The sequence below is a fragment of the Paraburkholderia nodosa genome (assembly GCF_001718195.1).
GTDB classification, from domain to species: domain Bacteria; phylum Pseudomonadota; class Gammaproteobacteria; order Burkholderiales; family Burkholderiaceae; genus Paraburkholderia; species Paraburkholderia nodosa_A.
Map to the genome: position 1 here is coordinate 121,299 of NZ_MCNV01000022.1, position 17,765 is coordinate 139,063.

Below are 17,765 nucleotides of genomic sequence, written 5' to 3' on the forward strand. Positions count from 1 at the left end.
AAGTGCGACCGTTGTTACCGCGGCGTTACGATACAGCGACGCCGGCCTCGCGGCGGCTTTGCTCGCGGTATTCGGTGGGCGAAATCATCATGCGTTTGCGAAAGATCTTGGCGAGGCGATCGCCATTGCCCATGCCGGTGCGGCGCGCGATCTTGTCGACCGGCAATTCCGAATCGGTTAGCAGGCTGCAGGTAATCGCAAGCCGCGCATGCAGTAAGTAATCAGATGGCGTGATGCCCATCTCGAGCTTGAAGCGGCGCAGAAAGTTACGCTCGCTCATCGCGGCAACCTGCGCAGCGTCCGCTATCGAAATGGCCCGCTGACAGTTTTCCTGCAGCCAGCGCGCAGCTGCACGCACCTTGTCAGCTGGCGCACTACCCAGCGCATCGCCGAGGAATGGCAACAGGTTGCCGCCCGAATCGGGCATGAGCCGCTCAGTCACCGCGCGCGCAACATCCACGCCCAGGTCTCGCTTGACCAGCGTCAGGGCACTCTTCATCGACTCGAGCCGGTCGCCGGCGTCACCGCCCGCTTCCTCGCGTCCCGTTTGCATCGCATACGAGCCGAACTCGTGCTGCGTGCGCTGGCCGCACAGACTCGCTGCTTCGAGCAGTGAACGGCCTTCACCAATCGGACGAATAGTGCCGGTATTCGCATGCACGCGACGCAACCATGCGACGAGACGTTCGTCGTTGGCGGCCGCGAAGGCACCCTTTCCACCCGCCACGAACAGCGCGTCGAAACCGACGTAGTGGCGAGCATCGAGTCCATCTGTCCAGACCCGTACCGACGACGAGCACGTCACGTTGCCGCCATCGGCCGAAAGGATGCTTACATCGTAAGGCGAACTACGAGCGGTGTCTGTCGAGAGCTCGTTCGCTACATGAAACACTTCAGCCACGATACCGGCGCCGAGGAGCGAACAACCATCGAACAGCAGAATTGCGATATGACGCACCTCTCGACTGATGCCCGCGGTGACTAGATGCGGGCGACTGAACGACGGCAAATCCACACTTGCGTACGCCATGCTTTTCCCCTAAACAATCCCCCGTACCAAGCGAAAAGTCCCGGTAATAGCATTTCGATAGCATTCCATGTGCAGTGCATCATAGGCAGAGAAAAATTCCCGCAACGATGACTGACCGAAACTGGCGAGACATTGGCGCATTTAGTCCGGTCGAGGACCGATTAGATGGTTGGGCGCCAAATCAAATGACAAAAAGCAAACTGCGTGAAAGGCAATTGGTTCGATTACATCGAATTGGCCAAAAGTGCCTGATAACCGTTACAGGCAGGTATATTCGCCTTTGTTACTACAAAATCGTTTGACGCCTTCCGATCGATGCGTACGCACGGGATGGAAGCGAAACGGGCAATTAAAGACCGCGTGTCTATTCGTCTGATTAAATGATGTTTAAGAAGCTTTGAACTCCGATTTCGAGCATGCCAAGCGCATTTTAAACCCGTTAAATCCTGTTTGCGCCGCACAATAAAAAAATTCACAAAAAGCCGCTTTATATGATCGGGCTCCGTGAGCACTGCACAACTCTGTCGCGGCGCTTCCCGGAGAAATTGCGCACAATGCCTGGAGGCTGGCGTCAAATGACTGGCTCGAACAACTAGTCTTACCCTTTCATGCTGTGAGGAACCTGCCAATGACATTGCGACCAGCCCTTGCATCTGCACTTGTGAACCCTCCTCCGGCGCGCGGATCGCGCGCTTTTTCATGGGTGCCGGCCGCCACGCTCGTGCTCAGCGTCCTCGGCGTGCTGCTCCCCGCGCTGAGTTGTCGCGCCGCCGACGCGCCCGTTTGCAGGAGCGCGGCCAGCCGCATGGCAACAGACACAGGCGACGATCCCATCTCCGCCGATACACCCGGCAGCGACGGCACACGCCTCTTTCCCCGCGGCAAGAGCGTGCGTATCGATGTGACCACACGCGCGACGGGCGACGACAAGGTGCAATGGCAGATCACGGATACCTGGAGCCGCCCGCAAGCAAGCGGCAACTTCACGGTGGCAGCCGGCCCACGCGTCACGTCGCTCACCTGCATGCTGCCGCAGGCGGGCTACTTCGCGTTTTCGGCGTCGCTGGCTTCGCAGCCCTCTACGGGTTTGCCCCGACGTGGCACCCGGCCGGCCGGAATCACCACGTTCGGCCTGCTGCCCGACGTGAGTGGAGCACTTCCCGCACCCACCTTCGCGCGCCAGGACCTGCACCGCTTCGGTGGCCAAGGCTCAGCATATATCGCGCCCGGACAGCACTGCTGCGGCGGTGATGGCCTGCGGCCGCTCTACACCGACCTCGGTTTGGCGTGGGCCAACGACAAACGGGGCTGGTACGTCATGGAGCCCAAAGGTCCGAATACATTCGACGCGGCCTCCCCCCAGCTCGATCTACAGTTCAAGCCCGGCGACATCATGCGGTTGATCACGCTCGACGGCTTTCCCGGCTGGGCGAGTCCGAACGGCGAAGAGACCCACAGCTACGTGCCTTCGTCATTACCCCAGTTGCGCGAATACATGTCGCGCGTAGGCGCGGAGTCCGCGCGCATCCGGGCACGCGTCTTCCCGCGCCAGACGCACGACTACTATCAGGTCACGTGGGAGCCCGACAAGGACGGGGGACTGCCATGGAAAGATACGGACGCGCATTTCGTCGATCTCTACAAGACCGTCTACGAGGGCATACACGCCACCGACCCGGCGGCGATCGTGATGGGCCCGACCTATGCAGGCGTGCAGGGCAACACCGAGTGGCTCAAGAAGTTCGCACCGCTTGGGATTGCTAAATATCTCGATGGCGTGACGATCCACGGCTACTACGATTTCGGCACTAGCCCTTCGCATCCGCCGGAGCGTCTGTATGGCGCCCCCGAAAAAGGCACGCTTTCGCTACCCGAAGCCATGCGCGAGCTGCGCACGACGATGCGCGACCTGCTCAAGCCGGGCGCCCCGCTCGTCGTGACCGAAACGGGTATTAGTTACGACATCGGTACGAATTACGCAGCGAACTATCCCGACGCACAAACGCTCTACGCGCAGGGCGCGGTCGTCGCGCGCTCGCATCTGATCCTGCTGGGCGAAGGCGCGGACACGACGTTCATCTTCTATGGCGCGGACATGCCAGAGACGACACCCGGCTACGGCGTGTTTTTCGAACTCGAGCATCCGAAGGGCATGTACGGCGCCTCGAACATCAGCCCGAAGCCGGCCGCGCTCGCGGTCGCGACCATGACGCGGCTGATCGACGGTACGTATACACTCGGGCCGTTGCGGGGCACGCCCGCAGGCGTTTACGCCTACGCGTTCGCGCGTCCGGGCGGCGGCAAGGTAATCACGGCGCTGTGGAGCCACGACAACGCGCGCTGGAGCGCGAAGGCCGGGTACGACGCGACGCGCGCGACGAACTACACGCTTCAGGTGGACGCGCCCGGGCGCTCAGGCAAGGTAAGCGTGTTCGACATGATGGGGAACCCGACCACCATGACTTACAACGACGGCATGCTCCCGCTGCGCCTGACCGAATCGCCTGTATACGTAGTGTCGGACAACGCCGAGATCGCCAGATCGAATGCCGTCACGCCTGCGGGCTACGTCGCGCCGAAGCCTTGAGGGCGAGGGCCAGGGCTCGCATCTTGGCCCACGATAGCGAGACTTAGGCGGCTCTGGACAGTGCAACGCGTTTTTGAGCCGCCTAGACTGCTGATGAACGCGACGCCTGATTGTCATGCGCCGCGCGCGCAACGGCTGCGCTCGAGACAATCATATCGACACGACCGCCACCCCACGGATCCGCTCGTCCATGCTGTCGCCTACCGAATTCCTCGAGGTTGTGCGGCTCGCACCGCTTGTCGGGATCGACCTCATCGTCGCCGACGCCGACGGCCGCGTGCTTGTGGGTGAACGACGCAATCGTCCGGCGCGCGGCAAATGGTTCGTGCCCGGCGGACGCATCCACAAGGACGAATGGCTCGACGGCGCGTTCACGCGCATCGTCGAAACAGAGCTCGGCATTGCGGGCATGCAGCGCTCGGCTGCGCGCTTCGTCGGCGTCTTCGAGCATCACTATCCGGACAACTTCGCGGCAGAAAACGGCATCGGCACACATTACGTTGTACTTGCGTATGCGTTCATGCTGGATAGCACCGTGCCTGTTGGGCGCTTCGATCAGCACAGCCAGTACGCGTGGCTGTGGCCAGAGGAGCTGCTCATGCGCGAAGACGTGCACAAGAATTCGAAACAATATTTCCGCTGAAAATGCCCCAGTAACAGACACACACGCGTCGTGGATTTGCCCGCAAGGCGTTCGTGAAGCTCGCGCTGGGCGCGCGTGCGCGCCCGTAAGACCCGGGTGCAACGCCGCGCCAGGACCGCTCCGCCTTGCCCACCATACCGAGCCATTCTGCCAAGTTCTCGGCATTTTCAGACTGCGGCGTGCGTCAGCACCCCACGGGCCTATCATGAATCCCGAGAGCGTGATGTGACCGCATGTAACAGCCCCACTCAGCCGGATGAGGGCACGCGGCGCAAAAACGCAACGTACTCCTGCGAATCCTTTCTGCGCGAGGAACCGGCCATGTACATCGACAGGGTGGTCTGCCGGCAAGCCGCTTTCCAGCCGCGCGGCGCTCACTTGAAGTTCGGACCCGTGGCCAAACGCATCGGCATCCTGGTTTTCGAGGGCTTCCCGCTCGGGGATGTGACCTTGCTCGCCGATGTGTTTCGTCTCGCGAACGATGCCTGCGCCGACACGCTTCCTGCTTATTCGATCGTCATGCTTTCCGAGCCTGGCGGCAACGTGGCCAGCGGCTGCGGCCTGCGGATATGGTCCGAGAGCCTGCATGGCCCGCTGCGCAGCGGCTTCGACACACTGTTCATCGCCGGCGGCCCTGGTGCGATGCAAGCGCGCGACAACGCGCGGCTCATCACGCGGCTGCAGATGCTCGCACCGAAAGTGCGCATCATCCGCGCACTCGGCGAGGGACGCGCCGTACTCGCCGCCGCCGATGTGCCCTTCCTGCGCACGGGCGGCAATACGGCAAGCTCGGCGCAGCGGCTACGCCGGGCGCTGGAAGCGCGCAACGCCGGCGCTTCTGTCGTGACGCCTTCCGAGGCGCTCGTCGCCGCGCTCAAGGTGGTCAAGCGCAATCACGGCGTGGCGCTCGCGCAGCGCGTATCCGAGGACTCGATGCCGGGCTCGTGGGAGCGGCTCGGCCCCATGCTCGACGATGGCGAAGCGGACAGCGCGAACGGCAAGATCAGTTCGGCTGCGCACTGGCTGCGCGAGAACTACCATCAGCCGATTTCGGTGGCCGATGCGGCGCGCGTCGCGCAGATGAGCATGCGAAACTTCCTGCGCCACTTCAAGACGCAAACGGGACTCACGCCGTCCGAATATTTGCTGCGTACCCGGCTCGATGCCAGTTGCCTCCTGCTCGCGCAAACCAATCTTCCCATCGACGAGATCGCGCAACGCTGCGGTGTGCCGCGCGGCGAGCGTCTTGCGCGGATCTTCCGGCGCAGGCTCTCGATTTCGCCATCGGGGTATCGCGCCGTGAACCGGCGGGCTTCGGGTGAGTGATCCCGGTCGCAATTCGATACATGTTTTACCGCTGCATACGCAAAACGCCGCGCTTACGCGCGGCGTCTTTTTCATTCGGCGTACTCAGCGTGTAATTTCGGCACGCCTCGTGTGCAACGTTACAGCATGCCGGAGCCGAAGATCTCCGTGTGGATACGCGAAGCATCGACGCCGCGGGCAATCAGCGCCTCGCGCTGTTCGCGCATGAATGCCACGGGGCCGCACAGGTAGTAATCCGCGTCGGGCAGCAACGCATCCGCTTCGATGCGGCCGATATCGATGCGCCCTTCGAAGTCGTAGTCAACGCCCTGGCGGTCGTTTGTACCGACTTCTTCGTAGAACACGGCACGCTTGACGTTCGGGTACTCGCAGACCGCGTGACGCAGAAAGTCGCGGAATGCGTGCACCTTCGCGTTACGGCATGCATGCACGAAGGTCACCTTGCGCTCGCTACGCTCGGCGATCAGCGTGGAGAGCATCGACTTCATCGGCGTAATGCCCACACCGCCGCTCATCAGCACGACCGGCGACGTCTTCTTGCGATCGAGCGTGAACTCGCCCATCGGCGCGCTCACGTGCACCACCGCGCCTTCTTCCACGCCGTCATGCATGAGGTTCGATACGTGGCCCGGCTGCGCTTCGCCGCGGCCAGCCTCCCGCTTCACCGAGATGCGCAGCCATTTGCCGTGCGGCGCGTCCGAGAGGCTGTACTGACGCGGCTGGTCCACGCCGAGCTTGTCGACGAAGCGCGTGACGCTCACATACTGGCCCGGCTCGAAGCCGCCTGCCGATGCACCGTCGGCCGGCGCGAGATAGAACGAGGTGATCTCGTCGCTTTCGACTTGCTTGCGCATCACCTTGAACGGACGGAAGCCGCTCCAGGAAGCCCCTTCGTACAGCTTCGCCTCGGTGCCGATCATGATGTTCGCGAGCTGCTCGTAGGCCACGGCCCAGGCGTCGAGTGTGGGCTGGTCCACGGCGTCGCCGAGCACGTCCACGACTGCGCCGAGCAAATGGCGGCCGACGATCGGATAGTGCTCCGGACGGATGTTCAGGCTCGCATGCTTGTGCGCGATGTGCGTGACCGCGCCGCCGAGCGCGCCCAGATTGTCAATGTTCGCCGCGTACGCGTACACCGCGCGGGCGAGCGTTTCGGGCTGGCTGCCGCTTTGCTGATGCGTCTGGTTGAAGATGTTCTTGAGCTCGGGGTGCGCGGCGAACATCCGCTTGTAGAAATGCTTGGTGATCGTGGCGCCGTGCTCGGCGAAAACAGGCGCAGTGGCCTTCACGCGGGCCATCTGGTCGGCGGTGAGCGCAGTCATTTACGGCTTCTCCGTGGTAAAGATGTACACACGATACATCTTTAATGCGACAGCCCGACCCAGGCATTTTGTCGCACCCAGCAATTTCCCGACTGCGGTCGCCCGGGACGCGCGGCGCATGGCCGTGGAGCCCGCTTCGGCGGGGTTTTTGCGGTGCGGGAAACAGTCTTTTTCGGACGATGGCGGTGCGGTTGGACGCTAGACGCCACCTCGGAGCGCACGTCGGCCGGACGGCGCCGCGCGCTCGCGCCCTTTTATGCCTTACTCGCCCGTGCCCGCGCCCCGGTCGTGCCGCCAGAGCACGTCACTGCCGCCCGCGGCCCGGTTGAGCACGCGCGCGAGCACGAAGAACAGATCGGAGAGCCGGTTGACGTAGCGGCGCGGCGTATCGGCGAGCGGCGGGCCCGAGTTCGCCGACGCGCCCATTGCGACAACCGCGCGCTCGGCGCGTCGGCACACGGTGCGGCACACGTGCGCGAGCGCCGCCGCCCGCGAGCCGCCGGGGAGGATGAATTCCTTGAGCGGCGACAGCGTGGCGTTGTAGTGCTCGAGCCAGCCATCGAGCCGCGCGAGGTGTTCGTCGGTCACGAGCGTGTAGCCCGGCATGCACAGCTCGCCGCCGAGATCGAACAGGTCGTGCTGGATTGCGACGAGCGCCCCACGCACATCATCGGGGAGCGTTTCGCACAGCAACACGCCGATCTGCGAATTAAGCTCATCGACGTCGCCGATCGCGACGATGCGCGCGTCGTCCTTGCGTACGCGGCTGCCGTCGCCGAGGCCGGTCGAACCGTCGTCGCCGGTGCGCGTTGCAATCTTGCTCAGGCGATTGCCCATGTCGTGCTCTCCGAAGCTGTAAATTCGCGCAGGTCGCGCATCACGCGCACCCGGCGCCGGGTACGGCGTCCACGCCTGCCGGCCCTATTATAGGTTTCGTGCACTGCAACATAAGGAGCGCGGCTTTGCGGCGCGGACGTTCAGCGTAAAATGGTCCGAGCCAGAAGTCATACCCATACGAAGGAGACACCCGCGTGAATCACCCCGCGCCGCCGGCCCTCGCACGCCGCCCGTTCCCCGCCGAACTCCTCGATCAGCTGCGCAGCGCGTTCGGCGAACGCGTCTCCACCTCCGAAGCCGTACGCGCCCATCACGGCCGCGACGAATCGCCCTTCGATCCACAACTGCCCGACGCCGTGGTGTTCGCGCAGAGCACCGAAGATATCCAGACCATCGTCAAGCTGTGCGCCCGTCACGGCGTGCCGATCATTCCCTATGGCAACGGCTCGTCGCTCGAGGGGCACTTGCTGGCCGTGCAGGGCGGCGTGTCGATCGACCTCTCGCAGATGAACCGCGTGCTCTCGATCAACGCCGAAGATCTCACCGTGACCGTCGAGCCCGGCATCTCGCGCAAGCAACTCAACGAAGCGCTGCGCGACACGGGTCTGTTCTTCCCGATCGATCCGGGCGCCGATGCGAGCATCGGCGGCATGACGGCCACGCGCGCCTCGGGCACCAACGCCGTGCGCTACGGCACGATGCGCGAGAACGTGCTCGGCCTGACCGCCGTGCTCGCCGACGGCCGCGTGGTCAAAACCGGCACGCGCGCACGCAAGTCGTCGGCGGGCTACGACCTCACACGCCTTTTCGTCGGCTCGGAAGGCACGCTCGGCGTGATCACCGAAATCACGGTGCGACTCTACCCGCAGCCCGAGGCAGTCTCGGCGGCGGTGTGCGCGTTCCCTTCGATGGCGGAGGCCGTGCGCACGGTGATCGAGACGATCCAGATCGGCGTGCCGATCGCGCGCGTGGAATTCATCGACTCCCTCGCGGTGCGCGCGATCAACAAGCATTCGAACCTCACGCTGCGCGAAAAGCACACGCTCTTCTTCGAATTTCACGGCACCGAGGCGGGCGTCGCGGAACAGGCGCAGCTCGTGCAAGAGCTTGCCGCGCAGCACGGTGGCGAAGGCTTCGAATGGGCCACGCGCCCCGAGGACCGCAGCCGCCTGTGGAACGCGCGCCACAACGCCTACTTCGCGATGCTGCAGCTCAAGCCCGGCTGCCGCGCCGTGACGACCGACGTATGCGTGCCGATCTCGCGCCTCGCCGAATGCGTGATCGAGACGGAAACCGACCTCAAGGCCTCGCCGCTGCCCTGCCCGATCGTCGGCCACGTGGGCGACGGCAACTTCCACGTGGCGATCCTGATCGACCCGAACAAGCCCGAGGAAATCGAGGAGGCCGAACGCCTGAATCACCGCATCGTGCAGCGTGCGATCGCGATGGACGGCACCTGCACGGGCGAACACGGCGTGGGCCTGCACAAGATGGATTTCCTCGTGGAAGAGCACGGCGCGGACACCATCGACACGATGCGCGCGATCAAGCACGCACTCGATCCGCACAACCTGATGAATCCGGGCAAGATCTTCAGCTGGGCGGTGTAACCGACAAGCGCTGAGAAGCGCACACATGCGCAACAGACGGGAGGAGACATGAACGCACCCGAGGCGAACTTGCCCGAGCTGAGCCCGGAAGCGCTCGCGCAACGCCAGCGCGAGGTAGTCCAGGCGTTGATGGCCGTGCTGCCGGCGCATTGCCTGCTGCATCGCGAGGAGGACACCGTCGCCTACGAGTGCGACGGCCTCGCCGCCTACCGGCGGCTGCCGCTCGCCGTGGCGCTGCCGGAGACCGAGTCGCAGGTGCAACGCATCGTGCAGATCTGCCGGCGCCTCGACGTGCCGGTCGTGCCGCGCGGCGCGGGCACCGGCCTCTCGGGCGGCGCCATGCCGATCCGGCATGGCATCGTGCTTTCGCTCGCGCGCTTCAAGCGCATTCTCGAAGTCGATTCCTATGCGCGCACGGCCACCGTGCAACCCGGCGTGCGCAATCTGGCCGTTTCCGAAGCGGCGGCGCCCTTCGGCCTTTACTACGCGCCAGACCCTTCGTCGCAGATCGCTTGCACGATAGGCGGCAACGTTTCGGAGAATTCCGGCGGCGTCCATTGCCTGAAGTACGGCCTCACGGTGCACAACGTGCTGCGGGTGCGCGCCGTCACGATGGACGGCGAGATCGTCGAATTCGGCTCGCTCGCGCCCGATGCGCCGGGCCTCGACCTGCTCGCGGTGATGATCGGCAGCGAAGGCATGTTCGCGATCGTGACCGAGGTGACCGTCAAACTGATTCCGCGCCCGCAAACCGCGCAGGTCATCATGGCGAGCTTCGACGACGTCGTGAAAGGCGGCGACGCCGTCGCGGGCATCATCGCCTCAGGCATCATTCCGGCGGGCCTGGAAATGATGGACAAGCCGGCCACGCGCGCCGTGGAGGAGTTCGTGAACGCGGGCTACGACCTCGACGCCGCCGCCATCCTGCTGTGCGAAGCCGACGGCACGCCCGAGGAAGTCGCCGACGAGATTGCGCGCACGACCACGGTGCTGCGCGAGCATGGCGCCACGCGCATCCAGATCTCGCGCACCGAGGAAGAACGCCTGCGCTTCTGGTCGGGCCGCAAGAATGCGTTTCCGGCCGCGGGCCGCATCTCGCCCGACTACTACTGCATGGACGGCACAGTGCCGCGCCGCGCGATCGGGCCGCTGCTCGCGCGCATCCACGAGATGGAAAAGCAGTATGGACTGCGCTGCATCAACGTGTTCCATGCCGGCGACGGCAACATGCACCCCCTCATTCTCTTCAACGGCAACGACCTCGACGAATGGCACCGCGCAGAGGCTTTCGGCTCGGACATTCTCGAGACCTGCGTCGAACTGGGTGGCACCGTGACGGGCGAGCACGGCGTGGGCATCGAGAAGATCAATTCGATGTGCGTGCAATTCTCGCCGCAGGAGCGCGACGCGTTTCATGCGGTGAAACACGCGTTCGACCCGGCCAGGCTGCTCAACCCCGACAAGGGGATCCCCACCCGGGCGCGCTGCGCCGAGTACGGACGCATGCATGTGCGCGGGAATCTGCTGCCACATCCCGAGTTGCCGCGCTTCTGACAGACGCGCAAACACGCACCCGGCACCGCGCAGTCTATGCATATCGCGTGACCCGAATGAGGGTCCGCTCCGGGTTGTCAGGCGGGGTTCGCTCAGTACAATCGAACGAACCATATAACGAACGAGCGCGACCATCACGACATGGAAGAGGACGACATCGTCTCGGACTGGTCCGAACGCATCCGGGCGGCGAGCGCCGATGGCCGGGCGCTGCGCATTCGCGGCGGGGGCACGAAGGACTGGTACGGCCAGTCGCTCGAAGGCGAGATTCTCGACACGCGCGCACACCGCGGCATCATCGCGTACGACCCGGCAGAACTGGTGATCACGGCGCGCGCCGGCACACCGCTTGCGGACATTGAAACGGCGCTTGCGGCCCACAGCCAGATGCTCGCGTTCGAGCCGCCGCACTTTGGCGCGCAGGCCACCCTGGGCGGCTGCATTGCCGCAGGCATTGCCGGGCCGCGGCGGGCGAGCGCGGGCGCACCGCGCGACTTCGTACTGGGCGCGGTGCTCATGAACGGCCACGGCGAGGTGCTGCATTTCGGCGGCCAGGTCGTGAAGAACGTGGCGGGCTACGACGTTTCGCGGCTCATGGCGGGCTCGCTCGGCACGCTCGGGCTGCTGCTGGAGCTTTCGGTGAAGGTGCTGCCGACGCCGCAAGCGGAAACCACGCTCAAGTTCGACATGAACGGCACGGACGCCGTGCGCAAGCTCAACGAATGGGGCGGCCGCCCGCTGCCGATGACGGCGAGCGCCTGGCGCAACGGCACGCTCGCGGTACGCCTCGCGGGCGCGGAAGCCGCGGTGAAGACGGCCCGCGCGAGCCTGGGCGGCGAAGTGGTGGACGCCGTGGAGGCCGAACGCTTCTGGGCGGGCCTGCGCGAGCAGACCGATCCGTTCTTTGCGTCGATTGCGCCCAACGCGGCGCTCTGGCGCCTCGCGCTGCCCTCGATCGCGGAGCCCCTGCAATTGCCCGGCGCGCAACTCATGGAATGGGGCGGCGCGCAGCGCTGGTGGATCACGGAAACCGACGCACAAACCGTGCGTATCAGCGCGAAGCAAGCCGGCGGTCACGCCACGATGTTCCGCACGGGACGCGACTACGATCGCAGCGCGGGCGTCTTCACGCCTTTGCCCGCGCCGCTCATGAGGATCCATCGCGGCCTGAAGGCCGCCTTCGACCCGGCCCGCATCTTCAATCGCGGCCGGCTGTATTCCGACTTCTGACGACACCCACACGCGGCGATGCAGACGAACCTCGCGGACTTCATACGCAACACCCCCGACGGCGACGAAGCCGACGCGATCCTGCGCAAGTGCGTGCATTGCGGCTTCTGCACCGCGACCTGCCCGACCTATCAGTTGCTCGGCGACGAGCTGGACGGCCCGCGCGGGCGCATCTATCTCATGAAGCAGATGGTGGAAGGCGCGCCGGTCACGAAGAGCACGCTCACGCACCTCGACCGCTGCCTCACATGCCGCAGTTGCGAGACCACCTGCCCTTCCGGCGTGCAGTACGGACGCCTCGTGGAAGTAGGCCGCAAGCATGCCGAACAGATGGTGAAGCGGCCGCTGCGCCAGCGCATCATGCGCCGCCTGCTCGCGGGCGTGCTGCCGCGCCGCGCCCTCTTCACGCCGGCGATGCGCCTCGGCCAGCAGGTGCGGCCGCTTCTGCCCAAGCGCCTGCGCGACAAGGTGCCCGTGCGCCAGCGCTCGCTCGCCTGGCCCACGGCGAAGCACGCGCGCAAGATGCTCATGCTGCAAGGCTGCGTGCAGCCCTCGATGATGCCCAACATCAACATCGCGACCGCGCGCGTGCTGGATGCGCTCGGCATCGAAACCATCGTCGCGCCGCAATCGGGCTGCTGCGGCGCGATTCGCCTGCATATGGGCTACGCCGATGACGCGCTCGACGACGTGCGCGCGAACATCGACGCCTGGTGGCCGTACATCGAGCAAGGCGCGGAAGCGATCGTGATGAACGCCTCGGGCTGCGGTGCGACGGTGAAGGAATACGCGCACCTGCTGCGCGACGATCCGGCCTATGTGGAGAAGGCGCGCCGCGTGGTCGAACTCACCCGCGATCTCTCGGAATTGCTGCCCGCATTCGAGGAACAGCTCGTGGCCAACACGAGGCGCCGTAGCATCAAGACGGTAGCGTGGCATCCGCCCTGCACGCTGCAGCATGGCCAGCAGTTGCGCGGCGGCGTGGAACGGCTGCTCACCGCGCTCGGGCTCGATGTGCGGTTGCCCGCCGACAGCCATCTTTGCTGCGGCTCCGCGGGCACCTATTCGATCATGCAGCCGCGCCTTTCCTACACGCTGCGCAACCAGAAAGTGGACCGGCTGCAGGCGCTGGAGCCGCAATTGATCGTCTCCGCCAACATAGGCTGCATTACGCACCTGCAAAGCGGCACGGCAATTCCGGTCACGCACTGGATTGAGCTGGTCGAACATATGCTGGTGACGAATTGAGTCCATCGGGAACAGAACCAGCGTAACGAGACGCGCGGCGCGCCAACAGTCGGCCATTCGGTATAGCCTTTCCGGCCAGTGTTTCGCGCCGTGCGCAGTCCGTATAATGGCCCTCGTTCTGTTCGTTTTGGATCCAAACAGCGGCGCGCGCCATTTCACGCGCCGGCCTTCAGCCCGATGACCGATCTCTCCCACAATCTCGAAGCTGTCCGCGAGCGCATCGCCGCCGCCGCCCGCAACGCCGGCCGCGACCCGCAAAGCGTGGAGCTGCTCGCGGTTTCGAAAACGTTTCCTGCGCAGGACGTGCGCGCCGCTCACGCTGCCGGCCAGCGCGCGTTCGGCGAAAACTACGTGCAGGAATCCGTGGACAAGATCGAGGCGCTCGCCGACTTGCGCGCGAGCATGGAATGGCATTTCATCGGGCCGCTCCAATCGAACAAGACACGCCCTGTAGCCGAGCGATTCGACTGGGTCCATTCGGTCGATCGTCTGAAGATTGCCGAACGCCTGTCGGCGCAACGTCCCGCCGGCATGGCGCCGCTCAACGTCTGCCTGCAGGTCAACGTGAGCGGCGAAGCCAGCAAGAGCGGCGTCACTCCGCAAGAAGCGCAGCAGGTCGCGCGCCAGATCGCCGCCCTGCCCAACCTGCGCCTGCGCGGGCTCATGTCGATTCCCGAGCCGGAAACCTCACTCGAGGGGCAACGCGCGCCGCACCGCCAGCTACGCGAGCTGTTCGAAGCGCTACGCGCAGATGGCCTCGCGCTCGACACGCTCTCCATGGGCATGTCGGCCGACCTCGAAGCCGCGGTGCTCGAAGGCGCGACGATCGTGCGCGTCGGCACCGCGATTTTCGGCGCGCGCGACTACTCTCACTGATTCACTGAACGATTCCATCACCATGAAAATTGCCTTCATCGGGGGCGGCAACATGGCCGCCGCACTCATCGGCGGTCTGATCCGCAAGGGCGTTCCCGCCGACAAACTCTACGCGATCGATCCGAACGAGGACGCCCGCAAGCGCAGCGCCGAGCAGTTCGGCGTGCGCACCGGCGCCGCCGCGGACGCCGCGCTCGCGTCGTACGACGCCGTTCTGATCGCCGTGAAGCCGCAAATCGCCAAGGCCGCGGCCGAAGGCATCGCACCGTACCTTGGTGCGCATCAGGTCGTCATCAGCATCATGGCCGGCATTCGCATCGACGATCTCTCCCGCTGGCTGAACGGCCACGCGCGCGTCGTGCGCACGATGCCGAACACGCCCGCGCTGATCGGCATGGGCGCAACCGGTCTCGTCGCGAGCAGCGGGGTGGACGCCGCGGGCCGCCAGCTCGCTTCGGATGTGCTCGGCGCAGTCGGCCAAACGGTCTGGTTCGACGACGAAGCGAAGATCGACGCCGTCACGGGCATTTCGGGCAGCGGCCCGGCCTACGTGTTCTACTTCATCGAAGCGCTCGAAGAAGCGGCGCGCCAGCTCGGCATGGACGAGCAGCAAGGCCGCGCGCTCGCCATCGCCACGTTCACGGGCGCGGCGCAACTCGCGCTGCAATCGGACGAGCCGCCCGCCGTGCTGCGCGAGCGCGTGACTTCCAAGGGTGGGACGACCGCCGCTGCGCTGGCGTCGTTCGACGCTTCGGGCGTGAAGGCCGCCATCGTCAAGGGCGCGCTCGCGGCCGATGCGCGCGCGAAGGAAATGGGCGAGGAATTCGGCAAGCAGTAAGCGCACCGCAGTCCAGATAGAAAAAGCGCCGGGTGCGTCATGCACCCGGCGCTTTTTTTCATCGATCTCGCCTCAGAGTCCCGCGACGGCGTAATGGGCCGCAATCCCGACGAACAGCACGCCGCCCAGCCAGTTGTTGTGGCGAAACGCGGCGAAGCACGGCATGCGTTCGCGGTTCTTGATGAGGGTGTAGTGATAAATGGCGCAGCCCACGGCGGCCGCCCAGCCGAGCCAGTAGAGCCAGCCGAAGCCCAGCGTCACGCCCACCCACACGTAAATGCCGAGCGTGGCCGCATAGCAGAGCATGATCGCGAGCACGTCGAAGCGGCCGAAAGTGAGCGCCGAGGTGCGAATGCCGATCTTGATGTCGTCGTCGCGATCGACCATCGCGTATTCGGTGTCGTAGGCCACGGACCAGAACACGTTCGCGGCCAGCATGATCCACGCGAGCGCCGGCACGTGGTCCTGCACGGCGGCAAATGCCATGGGAATGCCGAAGCCGAACGCAATGCCCAGATACGCCTGCGGAATCGCGAAAAAGCGCTTGGTGAACGGATACGACGCCGCTACGAACAGCGCCACGACCGAAAGCTGCTTCGTCAGCGCATTGAGCGGCAGGATCAACAGGAACGACACGAGCGCGAGGCCCGCGGCAATCGCCACCGCTTCCCAGGCGCGAATGCGGCCCGACGTGATGGGGCGTTCGGCCGTCCGTTTGACGTGGCGGTCGAAATCGCGGTCGGCGTAGTCGTTGATCGCGCAGCCCGCCGAGCGCATCAGCACGGTGCCGACCGTGAAGATGATCAGCAGCGAGAGGGGCGGATGGCCGTCCGAGGCGATCCACAGCGCGTTGAGCGTCGGCCACAGCAGCAGCAGGCTGCCGATCGGCTTGTCCATGCGGACGAGCCGCAAATAGAGCGGGAGTCGGGCGAACATGATCGGGGCGGGAAAAGCGATGCCGCTATTGTAGGCCAGGGCGGCGCGCCGTCGCCGCGAGCCGCGCCCGCGCAAAAACAATCTATGGTCAGCCTGATTTTTGCAAGCGAGGCGGTGTTGGCATAAATTGGACGTGCGCAAATCTATCCGGGGTCATGATGGGAACAGGTTCCCGCCCCATGATGAGAGCCGCGCCGGGCAAACCTATAAAAGGCCTCAGCGTCTGGCGCTGTTGTTTTTACCAGGTTGCTTGCCCGGCCGTTGAGTCGTTTGTGCCTTCACGTATCTCGCGTCGCAAAACCAGGAAGGGGTTGAGTACAACGTGATAAGCGACGCCGCGTCAGGCTGCTGTCACAGCCTGTTCGCCCAGGTAGCGCGTGCCTCTGGCGAGGACAGCCCAGGCGATCCTCGCCAATTTATTGGCCAATGCACAGGCCACCACGTTGGAATGCCGTCGCGTCAGCAGGCTGCGGACCCAGCAGCCGAGCCGGTCGGGGCGTCGCTCGATCTGCTGCATGACGGCGCGCGCGCCTTGCACCAGAAGCCGCCTCAGATTCTTGTCGCCACGCTTGCTGATCCCCAGCAGTGTCGGCTTGCCGCCGGTGCTGTATTGGCGCGGGACCAGTCCGATCGACGCCGCGAACTGGCGCGCCGAAGCGAACTGCCCGGCATCACCCAGTTCGGTCGCCAGCACGCTGGCCGTCACGGGGCCGATGCCCGGAATCTCCAGCAGACGCTGACTACGTTCGTCCTCGCGAAGTTGCTGCATCAATTCGCGCTCGACCGCGCTCACCTGCTCATCCAGATACTTGAAGTGCGCCTGCAGGCGTTCGAGCAAGGCGATCAACCGCGGCGGTAAATCATGCGCGGCCAGGATGGCGGGCAACCGCCGGATGACCGCGATCCCCTTGGGCAGGCTTATGCCAAATTCCAGTAGGAAAGCGTGGATCTGGTTGATCGTGCCGGTGCGATCGCGTATCAGGCTCTCGCGCACACGGTGCATTGCCGAGAGGGTCTGTTGAGTCTCGTTGCGCGGACTGACGAACCGCATGCCGGGACGCGACGCCGCCTCGCAGATCGCCTGCGCATCGGCGAAATCGTTCTTGTTGCCTAGCAGGAACGGTTTGACGAACTGCGGGGAAATCAGTTTGGCCTGGTGCCCCAGTACCTCCACACGTCTTGCAACCCAGTGCGCGCCTGCGCACGCTTCCATGACTACCGTACAGCGCGGAAGATTGCCCAGCAGCGTCAGCATCTGGCTGCGCGTGAGCTTCTTGCGGAACACCATACGGCCCGATGCGGACTGTGCGTGCAGGTGGAAGCAATGCTTACCCAGATCGATTCCGATCAACGAGATGGTGTCCATGACGATCTCCCAAAAAGGAAACAGCCCGATCAGCGTAAGCCGATCGGGCTGTTTCGGGTCAGGCTGACCATCTTGTATCTTTCTGCTCACGGACGGCGGTCATGCAGCCTGATAACCATCATGGGCCTGAAAGCCCGTTAATGAGCATTCGGCGTATGACCGCTACCGTTCTTCGATAAGCCCGAACAGTTGCTTGAATTCAAATTCGCATTCACAAGAATGGGATCCGGGGAACCATGTCTGAAAAAATCGCTGTCGGAATTGACGTGGCAAAAGCCACCCTTGATGTCGCCTTCGGAGTTGCAGGAAGCGTCACCACCTATCCCAACACGCCAGCAGGCCACGAAGAGCTGCTCACCGCC

The 17,765-nt window shown here is 64.6% G+C and carries 14 protein-coding genes; 9 read left to right on the forward strand and 5 right to left on the reverse strand.

Features of this window, described 5'->3' with window-relative positions; translation table 11 throughout:
- Window positions 1–25: 25 nt before the first annotated feature.
- Window positions 26–1,030 carry a GlxA family transcriptional regulator gene (locus BFD71_RS29360; RefSeq protein ID WP_069267809.1) on the reverse strand — a complete coding sequence of 335 codons (1,005 nt, stop codon included), beginning with the start codon at window positions 1,028–1,030 and terminating at the stop codon, window positions 26–28.
- Between the two features lie 805 nt (window positions 1,031–1,835).
- Between BFD71_RS29360 and BFD71_RS29365 the strand changes: the two genes are divergently transcribed.
- From BFD71_RS29365 to BFD71_RS29375, 3 genes are all read left to right on the forward strand, one after another.
- Window positions 1,836–3,617, forward strand: coding sequence for a hypothetical protein (locus BFD71_RS29365; RefSeq protein ID WP_141710836.1), 1,782 nt, complete (start codon window positions 1,836–1,838; stop codon window positions 3,615–3,617).
- Window positions 3,618–3,807: 190 nt separating this feature from the next.
- Complete coding sequence (locus BFD71_RS29370) at window positions 3,808–4,260, forward strand: GDP-mannose mannosyl hydrolase (RefSeq protein WP_069267835.1); 453 nt, start codon at window positions 3,808–3,810, stop codon at window positions 4,258–4,260.
- Window positions 4,261–4,581: 321 nt separating this feature from the next.
- Window positions 4,582–5,586, forward strand: a complete 1,005-nt coding sequence (locus BFD71_RS29375) for a GlxA family transcriptional regulator (protein ID WP_069267811.1) — start codon at window positions 4,582–4,584, stop codon at window positions 5,584–5,586.
- Window positions 5,587–5,705: 119 nt separating this feature from the next.
- On the opposite strand, the gene hmpA is transcribed toward BFD71_RS29375, so the two are convergent.
- Entirely contained in the window at window positions 5,706–6,908 is a 1,203-nt protein-coding gene (hmpA, locus tag BFD71_RS29380) for an NO-inducible flavohemoprotein (protein ID WP_069267812.1), read from the reverse strand.
- Window positions 6,909–7,169: 261 nt separating this feature from the next.
- The gene (locus BFD71_RS29385; protein ID WP_069267813.1) at window positions 7,170–7,745 is read right to left on the reverse strand and encodes a cob(I)yrinic acid a,c-diamide adenosyltransferase; all 576 of its coding nucleotides are present in this window, start codon (window positions 7,743–7,745) and stop codon (window positions 7,170–7,172) included.
- 194 nt (window positions 7,746–7,939) lie between these two features.
- On the opposite strand from BFD71_RS29385, the gene BFD71_RS29390 reads away from it, so the two are divergent.
- From BFD71_RS29390 to proC, 6 genes are all read left to right on the forward strand, one after another.
- Entirely contained in the window at window positions 7,940–9,355 is a 1,416-nt protein-coding gene (locus tag BFD71_RS29390; protein ID WP_069267814.1) for an FAD-binding oxidoreductase, read from the forward strand.
- 48 nt (window positions 9,356–9,403) lie between these two features.
- The gene (locus BFD71_RS29395) at window positions 9,404–10,909 is read left to right on the forward strand and encodes an FAD-linked oxidase C-terminal domain-containing protein (RefSeq protein ID WP_069267815.1); all 1,506 of its coding nucleotides are present in this window, start codon (window positions 9,404–9,406) and stop codon (window positions 10,907–10,909) included.
- Window positions 10,910–11,050: 141 nt separating this feature from the next.
- Window positions 11,051–12,139 (forward strand): glycolate oxidase subunit GlcE, encoded by a 1,089-nt coding sequence (glcE, locus tag BFD71_RS29400; protein WP_069267816.1) that lies wholly within the window; start codon window positions 11,051–11,053, stop codon window positions 12,137–12,139.
- An 18-nt stretch (window positions 12,140–12,157) separates the two neighbouring features.
- Window positions 12,158–13,387, forward strand: a complete 1,230-nt coding sequence (gene glcF / locus BFD71_RS29405) for a glycolate oxidase subunit GlcF (RefSeq protein WP_069267817.1) — start codon at window positions 12,158–12,160, stop codon at window positions 13,385–13,387.
- A 177-nt stretch (window positions 13,388–13,564) separates the two neighbouring features.
- Entirely contained in the window at window positions 13,565–14,263 is a 699-nt protein-coding gene (locus BFD71_RS29410) for a YggS family pyridoxal phosphate-dependent enzyme (RefSeq protein WP_069267818.1), read from the forward strand.
- A gap of 22 nt (window positions 14,264–14,285) precedes the next feature.
- Window positions 14,286–15,101, forward strand: coding sequence for a pyrroline-5-carboxylate reductase (gene proC, locus BFD71_RS29415; RefSeq protein ID WP_069267819.1), 816 nt, complete (start codon window positions 14,286–14,288; stop codon window positions 15,099–15,101).
- 72 nt (window positions 15,102–15,173) lie between these two features.
- On the opposite strand, the gene ubiA is transcribed toward proC, so the two are convergent.
- Both ubiA and BFD71_RS29425 read right to left on the reverse strand, forming a co-directional pair.
- Window positions 15,174–16,037 carry a 4-hydroxybenzoate octaprenyltransferase gene (gene ubiA / locus BFD71_RS29420; protein ID WP_069267836.1) on the reverse strand — a complete coding sequence of 288 codons (864 nt, stop codon included), beginning with the start codon at window positions 16,035–16,037 and terminating at the stop codon, window positions 15,174–15,176.
- A 340-nt stretch (window positions 16,038–16,377) separates the two neighbouring features.
- Window positions 16,378–17,403, reverse strand: a complete 1,026-nt coding sequence (locus BFD71_RS29425; RefSeq protein WP_069267820.1) for an IS110 family transposase — start codon at window positions 17,401–17,403, stop codon at window positions 16,378–16,380.
- Window positions 17,404–17,765: the final 362 nt, after the last annotated feature.

Coding starts and splice junctions, on each gene's coding strand:
- BFD71_RS29375 (WP_069267811.1), top strand. CDS start 4,582: ATGTACATCGACAGGGTGGTCTGCCGGCAAGCCGCTTTCCAGCCGCGC.
- glcE (WP_069267816.1), top strand. CDS start 11,051: ATGGAAGAGGACGACATCGTCTCGGACTGGTCCGAACGCATCCGGGCG.
- hmpA (WP_069267812.1), bottom strand. CDS start 6,908: ATGACTGCGCTCACCGCCGACCAGATGGCCCGCGTGAAGGCCACTGCG.
- BFD71_RS29365 (WP_141710836.1), top strand. CDS start 1,836: ATGGCAACAGACACAGGCGACGATCCCATCTCCGCCGATACACCCGGC.
- BFD71_RS29385 (WP_069267813.1), bottom strand. CDS start 7,745: ATGGGCAATCGCCTGAGCAAGATTGCAACGCGCACCGGCGACGACGGT.
- BFD71_RS29370 (WP_069267835.1), top strand. CDS start 3,808: ATGCTGTCGCCTACCGAATTCCTCGAGGTTGTGCGGCTCGCACCGCTT.
- ubiA (WP_069267836.1), bottom strand. CDS start 16,037: ATGTTCGCCCGACTCCCGCTCTATTTGCGGCTCGTCCGCATGGACAAG.
- BFD71_RS29395 (WP_069267815.1), top strand. CDS start 9,404: ATGAACGCACCCGAGGCGAACTTGCCCGAGCTGAGCCCGGAAGCGCTC.
- BFD71_RS29410 (WP_069267818.1), top strand. CDS start 13,565: ATGACCGATCTCTCCCACAATCTCGAAGCTGTCCGCGAGCGCATCGCC.
- proC (WP_069267819.1), top strand. CDS start 14,286: ATGAAAATTGCCTTCATCGGGGGCGGCAACATGGCCGCCGCACTCATC.
- BFD71_RS29425 (WP_069267820.1), bottom strand. CDS start 17,403: ATGGACACCATCTCGTTGATCGGAATCGATCTGGGTAAGCATTGCTTC.
- BFD71_RS29360 (WP_069267809.1), bottom strand. CDS start 1,030: ATGGCGTACGCAAGTGTGGATTTGCCGTCGTTCAGTCGCCCGCATCTA.
- glcF (WP_069267817.1), top strand. CDS start 12,158: ATGCAGACGAACCTCGCGGACTTCATACGCAACACCCCCGACGGCGAC.